A 12,416-nucleotide genomic window follows, 5' to 3' on the forward strand; every position below is an offset into this window, starting at 1 on the left:
TATTGGCAAAGCCGTCAACAAGGCAATAACCAAGGAGTGAAGCTTAAAAAAATCTTCCCCGTTTTCATTCTCTACTTCATCCTAGCTTCTCTGCTAACTACCGTCCTTACTTCTTTTGGTGTTAGCAATAGCTTCTTTGCACCTCTCAAACAACTCTCTAAATTCCTTATTATCATGGCCATGAGTGCTATCGGTCTCAAAACCAACCTCGTTGCTATGATCAAATCCAGTGGAAAATCCATTCTTCTTGGAGCCCTTTGCTGGATTGCTATCATCCTGACTAGTCTTGGCATGCAATTACTCATCGGTATTTTCTAAGAAAAAAGGGAGCCTAAAGGCTACCTCAGAACGTAGACAGACGTCATTTTTGGCGTTTGTCTTTTTGTATGTTCAAAGATATTTTGTCTTATCATCTACTATTCCATCCAAAAATCTGATTTAAAGCAAAATAAAAAGGGATATTCCCTATCCATTTCACTTATTTTTCTATATGTTGTGGTAGAGACAATTTTGGTACAACATATAACTTTCCGAAAAATTGGTCTTTTTCGGAAAGTTGTGTAATGAACAGAAAAACAGCGAAAACCATTGACGCTGTAGGGATTTTTAGCGGTAGATTGTCCGTACTTTAATCTGAAAATAGACCAGAATGACTATCTCAGCATCATTTTTTGACAATTTATACAGAAAAATTATCAACGAGAAAAAAAATAGTTTGAAGAAATCTGTTTTTTTGTGTATAATATACACAAAAAGATGAGGTGATTTAAATGGCTATTACAACTACAAAAGCAAGATTGAATCTAAGTATTGACTCTGAATTAAAACAGGAAGTCGGTGAGGTCTTAAACGAGATTGGACTTGACTATACCACAGCAATTAATTTATATTTCAATAAAATCAGACGTGATCGTAAAATTCCATTTGAACTTGAAGCACGAAAAAATTTAACTGTCGATGAATTTCTTGGTTCAAATTGGCGTGAAGGTTTGGAAAATGTAGAGGATGGTTGGGATTGAGTTATAAAGTTGAATTGATACCTGAAGCACAAGATGATTTTTATAAATTAGATAATAGTCAACGTCTTCATGTTAAAAAGTCACTTATCAAGTTAGAAAATCAAGGAATGCTTGCCGGAGAGGCTCTTCACGGTAATCTAGCAGGTTACAGGAAGTTAAAACACAAAAAACTGGGCCTGAGAATTGTTTTTCATGAAACTGTCAATACAATTGAAATTATTGAAGTCATTGCTATTGGTAAGAGAAGTGATAACGAAATTTATACAATTTCTGAAAAACGTATAAGAAACAGATGAATTTATTTTAGCCAATCTATATAAAAGAAAAAATGCCCACTATCCCTCTAAAGAAATTAAAAGCAAATGAGCTAAGATAATTGATCACGACCTACAGAGCAGGATAGAAAGTGAGAGTCGTGAGTAACTTATTTGACCTCTTCTTCAGCGTTATGGCAAATGTATTAGCATATTTCATTTGTGAATAGTTGGACGACGAGGATAGTCGGCATTTAGCCTCAAAATACTCGTTAATCAAAAAAAGAGCAGAAGAATAAAAAGCTGATGCTTTTATCCCAGAGTTATCCTTAGTTGCGGAAAATTATGATTTGAGTGAAGAAGAAAAATGAGTTGGAACCCAACTCATTTTTTTGTGTTGTTGTTTTTAATTTTAATACGGATATACAGTATAACCCAAGATATAAATTTATAGATTATAAATATTGATATCGGGATGAATATAACTGTTTGTATTGAATTATAAAGTTTTGGGTAGTAGTGATTGGTAATAGAGAATAGACAAAATAATGAAAAAATAATAATAAATTCTTTAAAATTTTTCATGGCTACTTTTCCTTTCTATTTTGTTAACTGTATCTTTTGTTTAGGATTTGTAATGATCTCCCTAACAAAATGCTTTCGCTTTCATTATATATTAGCCTTGATACATCTTTCAAATATTATTATAGCACAAAAAGAAAGCGTTTTTAAAAATGGAGTTAGTTCAGAAATGAATTCTCACTCCCAAAACTTCCACTATCTCTTCGTTTTCTGTTCAATCAGCAACTGATTATCTTTTTGAGTTGCTCAATTTGCTTCTTGTAGTCGTCTATTTGAATTTTAAGGTCTGTATACAAAAAATCGGCGATTGGTTGCCGATGTCTGCTATTTTTTATAGCAAACTCAGATCCCCCTCAGGTGTTCCGAAAATGCCTAGACTTTTTTGCGTTAATAAGGGATATTACTCGATAAGAGTAATATCCCTTGTCATTTATTGCTGGCTTCTTAAGAATTATAACCAAACATCAAAAAAAATAATGTGATATATGCAATCAAAGCTAATATTATTAGGTAAACTACTAACAAAGCTATCGCTATTGGTTTGCTCAAATTCAGTTTTGACTTGTTCTTAATTAGAGCAAACCCTAAAATGAGATAAAGGAAGAAAAAAATAATAATGTGAAATCTGAACATCATACGAATTTCGCAAATAGCTTGTAAGCAGCTAATGCGTAAGCTCCTTTTGGTGTTAAAACACTATTTTTTTGAATAATCGGTAGCAAATTTCTTAAAAACTCTCTGTTACAGGCGCGATTGTCTTTTGTAAATCCTTTAAAGCATTTATCATGTACTCTACAAGCACTATCTAAGTCATCTATAGGTGCAACATCCCACCCTTTATTTCCTTTTCCACAATAATTCCCGTAAGCTCCAACTGGAATTAAAGCACGCTCCATTGCTGCAAGAGTTGATGATTCTCCATTAGTTTCTATATCTTTTACTATTTGGTTAAGATTCAAAGCGACTTCCATCGCCTCTTCACTTACTCCCATTTCATCTGCAGCTTCTAGATTAACAACAGGTAATCCCTGTTCATTAAATTCAGTGACTTTATCCAGTTCTTGAAGAATGTTGGTACTATTCCTATCTAACATACTGTAGGCGTCTGTGTCTGCTGAAGCAGGACTAGGTAGCAGGAAAAAAACTGATAAAATCGCTAATGTTATGAATATAAATTTTCTCATGATAAAACTCCTTTCGTAATAAATTAGCTTTGATACATCTTTCAAATATTATTATAGCATAAAAAGAAAGCGTTTTCAAGAATGTTGCTTATTCATTAATAAATTGCTCTTTTAAATTTATCAAAACCAAATCCTCACTAATATACAACTGATTAGTTATTTTTTTGAAAACAAACGTTGCCACCAGCTTTGTTTTGTTTCTAAAAGTAATGTTTCATCTACAATCTAGTATAGACTGTTTGACTCGTATTTTAAATGATCAAGAGCCTTCCCCAGGGATTGATATTGCTGAGGTTTTTTAGAAATAGAGCGAGAAATATTAATTTATATCTTGAAAAATGTTTAAACTTAGTTTATACTATTAATTAGACACGATGGGACACGTGTTAAATAAATAAAGTAAAACGGACTAATTTCGCAAGGAGAAATGGATATGATTAGCGTAGATACACCTAAAATAGTGGAAACGCGGACGGTCCAAAAATGGGGCAACGGTCTAGGAATTTTACTACCTAAATCAATGATAGATTCCTTTGGACTAGTCAAAGGAGATACCCTTAATTTTTCGGTAGAAGAACAACAGGTCACTATAAAAAATAATAAAGATAAATTAATCATTCCAGAATTTAAACTGGAAGATTTGCTAAATGGTTTTGAGAATTATCAAAATCATTTTGAATGGCAAGATACCCCTCTGGTTGGGGAAGAAATGTAAGAGGCGCAAGTTTTTGCGCCTCTTTTAATTTCTATTGACAAACGTTTAAACATAGTTTATACTATTAAGTGCCTAAGTAGGACCTCTCCAATATCTACGAAAGCAACTAATATTTAATTACTTAAGAAAGAGAGAATTATATGAAAATTTTATTTAAAGAAGGGGAACTCGGAGAACTGTCTCAGGGGGACTTGGTTTGGTTGGATTCAAATCCTGTTAAAGGACATGAACAAGGTAATTATCGTCCACATCTTGTTCTATCACACAAAGAAACTAATCGTTCGAATGTTGTAACAGTATTACCTATTACAAGCACTGAACGTAATTTACCCTTTCGATATAAGATTGAACTTTCTGCTAGTAGCAGTTGGGTCGTTGTTGATCAACCTAAAACTTTAGATTTACGGCAACGTGAATATGAGTTTGATGATGAAGAATTTATATCAAACGCAGAACTCGGAGCAATCCTTGGGATATTCAAAGCCATCTTCTTTTAGATTAATTAGCCTAGTGAAGCTAGGTTTTTTTATTTTTCGGGGAAATAGGCATCCTTAGTACTGGTAACGCTAGCTATTTAAAATTAGAATTTACAGCAAAAAAATCAAGAAAGAAATTTATATTTAATGACTGAATTTCATACTCTATAAAATAAAATCTATTTTTAAACTCTATACAAGAATAAAATAGGTTGGCAAATAAAACAAAATTTTAGACAATACCTTTTTAGTTTTTCTTCTTTTCCCTCTCCTCGTCTTAATAAAAAGCCTTATAAATAAGATTTTAAGACTCTATATTACCAAATTAAAAGACTTAATAATATCAAAGTTGAAAATTTTTTATAAAAAGTAAGCGGTTTACTTGTACTATTTTAGAATATGTGCTATACTAGAGATAATCAGATAGGTTATAAAATTAAAATATTTTCTAAACAAAGAAAGATAAAAAATGGCAGACGATTTAATTTTTTCAAACTTTTCAAACGTAGAAGTAAAACAAGCACGACAAACGGAAATTAAGCCGAAACCCAGTCAGGACGTGAAAAAGAAAGTTGTAGAAGCAGTTGCACCCCCAAAAAAGAAAGGGGGGCGTAAGGCTGTTATCGTGCCGACAATCGAGCAGAAACTTGATTTTGTAAAGCGTGACAAGGCAATTCGTGAGCATGAAGTTGCTGACTTTACTGTAAAAGCAGAAAAAAGCGCAGTTCGTGAGCTTGCAGTCCGTCACCTAGTTTTGAATTATGATATTACAGAAGATTATGCTTCTAAAATTCTTTGTTTCATCTACGACAACGCAAAGAAACTAGACGGCCATACAATCTACTTTGACGGCATCCAAGCCATTGCAGACGCGTTAGAATTGTCTTATCCAACTGTACAAAAGACGGTTAAGAAATTGCGTGATAAGAGCGTTCTTACAAAGGCTGCAATCGGTCAAAACACTTACGAATTGTCAGTAGAAGCAGGCCGATTTTTCAAATCGATCAGCAACAATGCGCAGATTTTGCTGACCTTTGAAACAATCGAAGAAGAGCAACTGGAGGCAGTTAACGAAGACGGAACAGCCAACGAAGAAATGACAAATTAGAAACTACAACTTTCCGAAAAAAATAGTCTTTAAATCATAGCGCTCGTAGTCTTGGCGCCTTTGTAATAATATTTTATGATATAATGTAAGCGCATACACGAAAACTGATTTAGTAGATGAACTAATTGAATTCATCACTTTAGTTTTTCAATTCCAATTTGTTTATAGAAAGGAGAATTCTTATGAATAAACAAATAAAAACTTCAGCCCTTTTAGGGGTATGTATTGTTTCTTTAGGGGTTATTGCTCCTGCTTTAGGAGCGAATCCAGTTGTTGCTGATTCCGTCACAGAGACAACAGTGCAAGGAAATCTTAATAAGATTGATGTTATTGAAACTCTCTCTGATAATGGCTATCTAGACGTGGATCCTGATGCTAAAAAAGTTACCATTACTGAAAAATATAAGCAGGAGATATTAGCTAACACTGATACTGACTTATATAATGTTATTTTTACCGAAAATTCAATTACAATAGTTCCTAAATATTCTTTCAGAAGTTTCTCAGGATATAATAAAATCGTTTTTACTTGGAAAGGATATGACCTTTATTTAGATAGCACTACTGCCAATCAAATAGTTGCTGGAATTAGTGAAGGAACTGTTCTTGCTGCTTTAATTCCTGACCCAACCGCATCCAAAATTGTAGTTGCTAGTTTAGGGACTGTTGCTGCTTTAATTACTTATAATAATGCTGCCGGACGAGGGGTTATCGTTGCTTTTGTAGGACTATTTCCAAATGGAACTCCACACTGGATAACTTCTCAATGATACATCCAGTTAAACTTGTGTTGTACATTACCTTTCTTACATTAACCTTGTCAACTGATAAGGTTTTTGGAAAAAATAAAAAAATTTGGAAAATAGTTTTTGCAATATTGGCGGCAGCGGTAGCATTCTCATTTATGTACTAAGTTATTTTAAGAATGTAGGGTTTATTTCCCTACACTCTTTCTTTTCGGAAAGTTATTCTAATGAAATTGCGTATGTCCTTGAGGCTCTAGGGTTTTTAGAGATAAGTTGCTTACGAAGAAATCTGAAAAACGCTCAGAATTGTCATGTCAGCATCAAAAATGCGTGTTTTTTGTATGAAAAAACGCAAATTGAGTCCGTTATACAAAAAATGGATATTGGTAGTGTATATCTAGTTAATTTCCCTAAAAAGGGCGGAAATGAGTTGTTCAAAAAAGAATATACCAAAATTTATCAGCTTGATGAAAATGATTTTGAACTATTGAGAGATAAATGTGTGGTAAATTGAGGCTGAAAAAATATTTTAATTTAAGGAGGTCGTTTTATGAAAGCGAACGTTAAGAAGATAATTATTGTTTCTAGTGTCGCATTATTACTATCGGATAATGTTGCCCCTGTTTTTGCGTTGAATAATCAGAGTTATGAACCTGATGTAGGATACATGAAATTGGATGCGACTGATGAAATGGCTGGCGAAGTTACATTTTCTAATGCTGATGTTCTTAAGGCGGCCGAAGATTTGTATAACCAAGGTTTGTTTACTAAAGAACAGTATAACATTGTTTTTGCCGCATTTACTCAAAGGTTCGGAATTAAAGGTGAAAATAAAGTAGTTCATTTAGGGAATGGCTTAATGGATGTATATATCAATAATGTTACTTGGAGTATACTGATAGGATTAGGAGGGGCAGCTGGAGGAGCTTTATTAGGAGCAATTCCGGGACTGAATGCTAGTTGGGCAGCAGCGATAGGTACAGTAGCAGGAGCGGGAGGAAGTGCGTATTTGGGTGCTGAGCGGGGAGTAATTGTTAGAATGAAACAAGTATATGAACCACCTACTCAATATTCAGGGGCAAAGAGTTACCCTAAAGTTGTGGATGTTAGAGAACAATGATGTCATTTTTTGAAAGCGCATTCTATTACTTTGTGGTTAAAATATTTCCCGCAATATCTGTTGTTTTAGGGGTTGTGATTATGCAATTTTTAAAAAGAAACAAAAGTAAAAAACTCTCTCCCCCCCAAAAAAAAAAAAAAACTAACCAAACTGTAGATTATTAGTTAAAGGTTTAGATAAAAATAAAAGGCTGGTATCAAATATCAGCCTTTTTATATTGGGTGCAGTTTCGACTGATTCCACCCCAGAGGGTATTAGTTTTAAATTTAATAGATAAATTGATTGAAAATGGAGGGAGAGGAGAGCGAACGAAGTGAGTCTCTCTTTCCCATGAACAGATTGAAGTAGATCAAGCCAAAAGATTGGCTGTTCTGGCGCTCGTTCCCACGATTTTCCCAACGTTTAATAAACGCTTGGGCATTTTTCTTTTGTTCTTTTAAATTTATCAAAATGAAATCCTAACTTCCAAAATTTCTACTAGTTATAGATCATTATTTATTCTTCTTACTAGAAAACAATCGTTTCCACCAGCTTTGTTTTGTTTCTAAAAGTAGAGTTTCATTTTTTATTGTGAGTGCTCCAATCAACTGGAGTTGATTATTATTAGTCTCTAACATTTCAGCAATTTGTTTATCTTTTTGCTCAATTTGAGAAACATAAAAGCTACGTTCAGTCTCAAAATCAGCACGAATTTGCTCAATTTGCTCGTGTAGAACTTCTGCTACACGATTGCTAGCATCATCTACATTGCTAGCATCTGTATAGCTATCTTCCACAATACAGCGATCGACTATGTATTGCGTAATTGTTTTATTCTCATTTTTAGCTAACTCTACAAGTTTTTCCTTTTGTTCTTTTGAAACTCTCACGCTGATTTGAACGCTCATTTTTTCTCCTAGGTGTTTTTATTTGCTACACAAATATAGCACTATGTATAGATACATTGTAGCATATTCTATACAATTCTACACGCATAATTTAATGAAAATACTTAAATAAGCAGCAAAAAAAAGCAGTTTAATGCTGCTTTTTAAAATTGATTATTGTTTTCCTTCCTTCCCTCGTTTATCTGACCATAGATTCATAGCAGCTTCAAACTCTGGGCTGATTTCTACATCATCAGGGTTAGGCAAAGGATCGTATGAAGGGCCATAGGTATCATCATGTAGCTTCCTAGCATCTGCTAATGAAGTTACATTATTATCTGACCATTCCTGCAATGTTGTCACAATATAATTAAGTGAGCTAGCTCCATTCTGAAGATACAAATTGTAAGCATACTCAAGTAATTGCTCCCTATATTCTTCAGAGAACTTTAGAATTGCTGCTACAATAGACTCTTTTACAGAATTGGTTACATTTGGAAACTTATTAAAAAAATCTGTGTATTGCTCTAATAACTCTACATCTTCTTTATGATTTTCAATCAAATTCTGAGCTGATTTAAATGTATCTCTGATTTTTTTAGCTTTAGCGATTGCTTTGCTTGCTTGTTCTCTATCAAGCAGTTGAGGATCTTTAAGTTGACTCAATAAGACAACATCTTCTTTACTTGTTAGATTAAGCTTGCTTAGCTGAACATAAAAATCATGCATAAGACTAATTTGCTTTTCTGTTGAAGGCAATTTGACTTTCTCTTGCGACCAATAAAGATTAATTCCAACAATACGTCTGCTTTCTTTAATGGGTTCCATTTTTACATCTAGACCAGTATTTTTATTAATACTCACAAGCGCTGGAATTAAATGTTTAGTTTTAATAGCATTAAATCGTTCCATACTCTTGCCGTTAGCTTTAAAAATTCCTCTTAATTCTTCTAAACTGAGACTGAGTTTTTTCTTATTTTGAGCAGTTGCAATTAATAAATGCTCGTACAAACTTTGGCCCCTGGAGTTAAGTTTTGAGAAAGTAGCAAGATTATAAATTAATGGATTATCCTCTTTTGAACGTAAAAGCTCAATGATCGGAGTTAAACGTTTCTTACCAATCGGGGTAGAATTGAAAGTAAGATGATAAATCCCTCGACTATATGAATAGTCACTAAAAATCAAAATTCCTTTAGCTTTCCCATTCTGAGGATTTGCAACCATCTCTTCATCCATCATCAAAAGACTATTTTCTGCAATTGTTTTTAAATCTTTCAAAATCCTTCTAGTATCATATTTTTGATAATTTTGATTATTTAAAAACTTACTCAAAGCGGTTAATGAAAACTCTGATTCAGCAAAACCATCTTCAATATTTGCATTAAGTAATGCAAATGAAAATAGTACATTTTGAGAAGAATTCATCTTATTTGCAAGATTAGTGATCAATAAACTCCGACTCTTAGCAAGTTCTGATCTTTCTATATTTGATAACTTCCAGACTTCCTCGTTATCATTATGTATCTGTTTTACTTCTTTAGCAGTTGTTTTTTCTGACATTTGTGCCCTCATTTTATTGTTAAGCACATTATAACACTTTTTTTTGCTAAAAACAACCATTCTCATTTTTGGTGTGACATAGTTGAGTTTTTCTTATATAATATTTTTAATAGGGAAATGGAGAACACAAAAATTAAACCCCGCATTTTGGTGTACTTTACCCCGCATTCTTGTTTACTTTACCCCGCATTTTGGTGTACTTTACCCCGCATTTTGGTGTACTTTACCCCGCATTCTTGTTTACTTTAATAAATAGAATCCCTCTGTTATAGGGTTTTTAGCCCCTTAAATCTCTTCCTACTATTACTATTACTATTACATACTGAGGAGGAGAAAAGAATAAAGGTTCCCCTAATTTATCTAACGATCTAAATCAAAATCTTGCCACAAACCTCCTTCAATTTCAGCTTCTTGACGTTCATAGATTTTATCTGAGATCTCATTTTTTTCCTCTTCAGATAAATATCTTTCAAACTCTGATTTAAAACGTTTATAATTATCAGCTTCTTCCTTAGCCTTGAAATACTTAGACAAAGCATTTCGATTTTCTTCTTCCAAGTGAGCTTTCTCTTTTTGGAATTCTGCTTTCAGTTCTTTGATTACGTTCTTCAAAGATGAAATTGTAGAATGTAACTTTTTAATGAACCCTATTTGAAGAATAGACTCTTTAAAATCGTTCAACAAATTCGACAATGGACTATAGTTCGCCTTCATGGCTATTCTATCAAACACATCTTCAGGAACAATCACAACACGTTCACGGTTATTAAATAGCCCTCGCTCTTTGATTTCAAATTGACTTTTATCTACTTCAGTTTCACTGATCATTTGAAGACGTAACATAGCATTGATAGTTTCATCTTCTAATTTTGCTTTATCCAACTCTTCGGACATGTTTGCGACTTCATTCTTCAAATGCTGCAGTTCCCTCTCTTCTTGCTGCTTCTGTAATTCAATTTGTCGCATAGTTTCTTTATATTCTCGCATATCCTTAATATCGTTCGTCTGACCTAACTTGCGTTCGATATTAAGGCTTTTCATAAAGTATTGAATCCTATCAATTTCATGATCACGAAATTGTTTCAGTTGGCCACGGCCTTTTTCTTTAAATCCTTCCTGGAGGAGAGCTTTTGAAAAAGATGGTTGTTTCGAAAGACCATTTTTATACCCATCAGCAATAGGAACAACGTTAAAATGAGCGTGAGGAGCTCCATCTTCGTCTAAATGGACAACTGCATTATAGATAACTAAATGATCGTGCCGTTCATTAAAATCTCTTACGTAGCTTGCTAGAGCCTCTCCCACCTTTCTTTTTTTATTGAAATCCATCTTTTCCCAGTCAGATTTATTACCTACTGAGACTACAAATTCACGTTGCAGATCTAATGTCTTTGATTTTTTAACGTGTTTGTAGTAGTCTTCAATTTTTCTATCCTTCCTCCGTTGCTTTGAATTATAAGTATTTAAAGCATCGTCAAATTCATCGTGATAGACTTCTTTTATGTCACGTTTAATAATCGTTATATTTTCCTGGGACAATGCACGATTTATATGTTTGTGTTCATTACTCTTAAACTCTTCTTCGCTCAGATCTCTGTTATTATGACGTATATTTGTCATGCCAGTTTTTGTTTTGAAAGAAATGGTCATTTGATTCATTAGTCTGTTTCCTCTCTTACTATTGTGATAGTAGTATGCCACAAAAAACAAAAGATAATAAAAATTTTTAAAAATTTCCGTTAAAAACGTGATTAACAAATTTATTTGAGCATTTGTTTTTCAAAAAGATGGTCACTATATAAGACCATCTTTTTAGAATTTATGGAACACTATATAAGTCCATGATTTTTAAATCTATGGATTTCTATATAGTTTCAGCAGCTTAAAGAGAAACATTTAGCCCAAAATGTTGGGCTACGGCGTGGGGCTATCGCTATTCCACGCCAACTATTGTCGATATGTAATCAGTTGTAAATAAAAGTATCTATCTCGGATCAAGCAGAGTTTCTGTTACTCTTTGTCAAAGAGTAACGTTTTTGTAGTTTTGACATTGCTGCGCAACGTACAAAACTAAAACGCTCTGCCGAGGGCCATGGGTTGCACCCCTTTTTTGGCCCATCATGGTCCAAAAAATTCACTGCGTTTTTCGGCCCACAAAGTGGACTCGAAAAAAATCGGCGCGAACACCGCACCGAAAAAATTGCCCACTGCAATTTTTGCTTGCCCATCTTTTGCTAACAAAATAAGGACCTATCTGACCGCAAAATTCCGTTAATTTACTACCTTATTCCTACTTTCTATTTTCTATTTTACTTTTCTGATGAATAAGATTATAATAAGGGGTATTTATTTTCGGAGGTTTTTATGTCATTTCTATCAAAAAATTGGGCAGGACTGTTAGCCTGTCTGATCATTTCTATCATCTCTTGGGTTTTAGGAGGCTTTCTGCCTGTTGTAGGAGCACCTGTTTTCGCCATTTTTATCGGAATGATTCTCCATCCCTTTCTCACTTCTTATAAACAACTGGATGCCGGTTTGACTTATAGCTCCAAAAAATTGCTTCAGTATGCTGTTATCTTGCTTGGATTTGGACTCAATATCTCTCAAGTTTTCGCAGTTGGAAAATCTTCCCTTCCTGTCATCCTCTCAACTATTTCAATTGCTTTGATTATAGCTTTCTTTTTCCAACGCTTTTTTAATCTGGATACCAAGCTAGCTACCTTGATTGGAGTTGGATCTTCTATCTGTGGCGGTTCTGCCATTGCAGCGACTGCTCCTGTTATTCA

Annotated in this window: 15 protein-coding genes; 11 read left to right on the forward strand and 4 right to left on the reverse strand. The window is 33.7% G+C overall.

What is annotated here, in order from left to right:
* The 3 genes from I1J71_RS08140 to I1J71_RS08150 all read left to right on the forward strand — a co-directional run.
* Positions 1 to 318, forward strand: a 318-nt coding sequence (locus I1J71_RS08140) for a putative sulfate exporter family transporter (RefSeq protein WP_195184388.1), incomplete at its 5' end; no start/stop codon positions are given.
* Between the two features lie 452 nt (positions 319 to 770).
* Positions 771 to 1,019: a type II toxin-antitoxin system RelB/DinJ family antitoxin gene (locus I1J71_RS08145; RefSeq protein WP_001018847.1), complete on the forward strand. Its 249-nt coding sequence runs from the start codon at positions 771 to 773 to the stop codon at positions 1,017 to 1,019.
* Positions 1,016 to 1,315, forward strand: a complete 300-nt coding sequence (locus I1J71_RS08150) for a type II toxin-antitoxin system RelE family toxin (protein WP_195184389.1) — start codon at positions 1,016 to 1,018, stop codon at positions 1,313 to 1,315. The genes I1J71_RS08145 and I1J71_RS08150 overlap by 4 nt, the downstream gene beginning before the upstream one ends.
* Positions 1,316 to 2,487: 1,172 nt before the next feature.
* On the opposite strand, the gene I1J71_RS08155 is transcribed toward I1J71_RS08150, so the two are convergent.
* A complete protein-coding gene (locus tag I1J71_RS08155; protein WP_195184390.1) occupies positions 2,488 to 3,039 on the reverse strand; it encodes a phospholipase A2 family protein in 552 nt (183 codons plus the stop codon).
* A 433-nt stretch (positions 3,040 to 3,472) separates the two neighbouring features.
* Between I1J71_RS08155 and I1J71_RS08160 the strand changes: the two genes are divergently transcribed.
* From I1J71_RS08160 to I1J71_RS08190, 7 genes are all read left to right on the forward strand, one after another.
* Entirely contained in the window at positions 3,473 to 3,754 is a 282-nt protein-coding gene (locus I1J71_RS08160; protein ID WP_195184391.1) for an AbrB/MazE/SpoVT family DNA-binding domain-containing protein, read from the forward strand.
* 140 nt (positions 3,755 to 3,894) lie between these two features.
* On the forward strand, positions 3,895 to 4,251 hold the full coding sequence (locus I1J71_RS08165; RefSeq protein ID WP_195184392.1) for a type II toxin-antitoxin system PemK/MazF family toxin: 357 nt from the start codon (positions 3,895 to 3,897) through the stop codon (positions 4,249 to 4,251).
* A 448-nt stretch (positions 4,252 to 4,699) separates the two neighbouring features.
* The gene (locus tag I1J71_RS08170; protein WP_195184393.1) at positions 4,700 to 5,338 is read left to right on the forward strand and encodes a replication/maintenance protein RepL; all 639 of its coding nucleotides are present in this window, start codon (positions 4,700 to 4,702) and stop codon (positions 5,336 to 5,338) included.
* 182 nt (positions 5,339 to 5,520) lie between these two features.
* Positions 5,521 to 6,108: an ABC transporter ATP-binding protein gene (locus I1J71_RS08175; protein ID WP_195184394.1), complete on the forward strand. Its 588-nt coding sequence runs from the start codon at positions 5,521 to 5,523 to the stop codon at positions 6,106 to 6,108.
* A gap of 85 nt (positions 6,109 to 6,193) precedes the next feature.
* On the forward strand, positions 6,194 to 6,598 hold the full coding sequence (locus I1J71_RS08180; protein WP_195184395.1) for a hypothetical protein: 405 nt from the start codon (positions 6,194 to 6,196) through the stop codon (positions 6,596 to 6,598).
* Positions 6,599 to 6,634: 36 nt separating this feature from the next.
* Complete coding sequence (locus I1J71_RS08185; RefSeq protein ID WP_195184396.1) at positions 6,635 to 7,204, forward strand: hypothetical protein; 570 nt, start codon at positions 6,635 to 6,637, stop codon at positions 7,202 to 7,204.
* Positions 7,204 to 7,368, forward strand: a complete 165-nt coding sequence (locus tag I1J71_RS08190) for a hypothetical protein (RefSeq protein ID WP_195184397.1) — start codon at positions 7,204 to 7,206, stop codon at positions 7,366 to 7,368. Before I1J71_RS08185 ends, I1J71_RS08190 begins: the two co-directional genes overlap by 1 nt.
* A 327-nt stretch (positions 7,369 to 7,695) precedes the next feature.
* Here the strand turns inward: I1J71_RS08190 and I1J71_RS08195 are convergent, their stop codons facing one another.
* From I1J71_RS08195 to I1J71_RS08205, 3 genes are all read right to left on the reverse strand, one after another.
* On the reverse strand, positions 7,696 to 8,091 hold the full coding sequence (locus I1J71_RS08195) for a hypothetical protein (RefSeq protein ID WP_195184398.1): 396 nt from the start codon (positions 8,089 to 8,091) through the stop codon (positions 7,696 to 7,698).
* A gap of 153 nt (positions 8,092 to 8,244) precedes the next feature.
* Positions 8,245 to 9,630, reverse strand: a complete 1,386-nt coding sequence (locus tag I1J71_RS08200) for a DnaD domain protein (protein WP_195184399.1) — start codon at positions 9,628 to 9,630, stop codon at positions 8,245 to 8,247.
* A 360-nt stretch (positions 9,631 to 9,990) separates the two neighbouring features.
* Positions 9,991 to 11,289: a plasmid recombination protein gene (locus I1J71_RS08205; protein ID WP_195184400.1), complete on the reverse strand. Its 1,299-nt coding sequence runs from the start codon at positions 11,287 to 11,289 to the stop codon at positions 9,991 to 9,993.
* 705 nt (positions 11,290 to 11,994) lie between these two features.
* On the opposite strand from I1J71_RS08205, the gene I1J71_RS08210 reads away from it, so the two are divergent.
* Positions 11,995 to 12,416: YeiH family protein (locus I1J71_RS08210; RefSeq protein WP_195184401.1), on the forward strand; the 422-nt coding region annotated here is incomplete at its 3' end.

Origin of the sequence: Streptococcus infantis, from assembly GCF_015546995.1 — a bacterium.
Classification (GTDB): Bacteria; Bacillota; Bacilli; order Lactobacillales; family Streptococcaceae; genus Streptococcus; species Streptococcus infantis_J.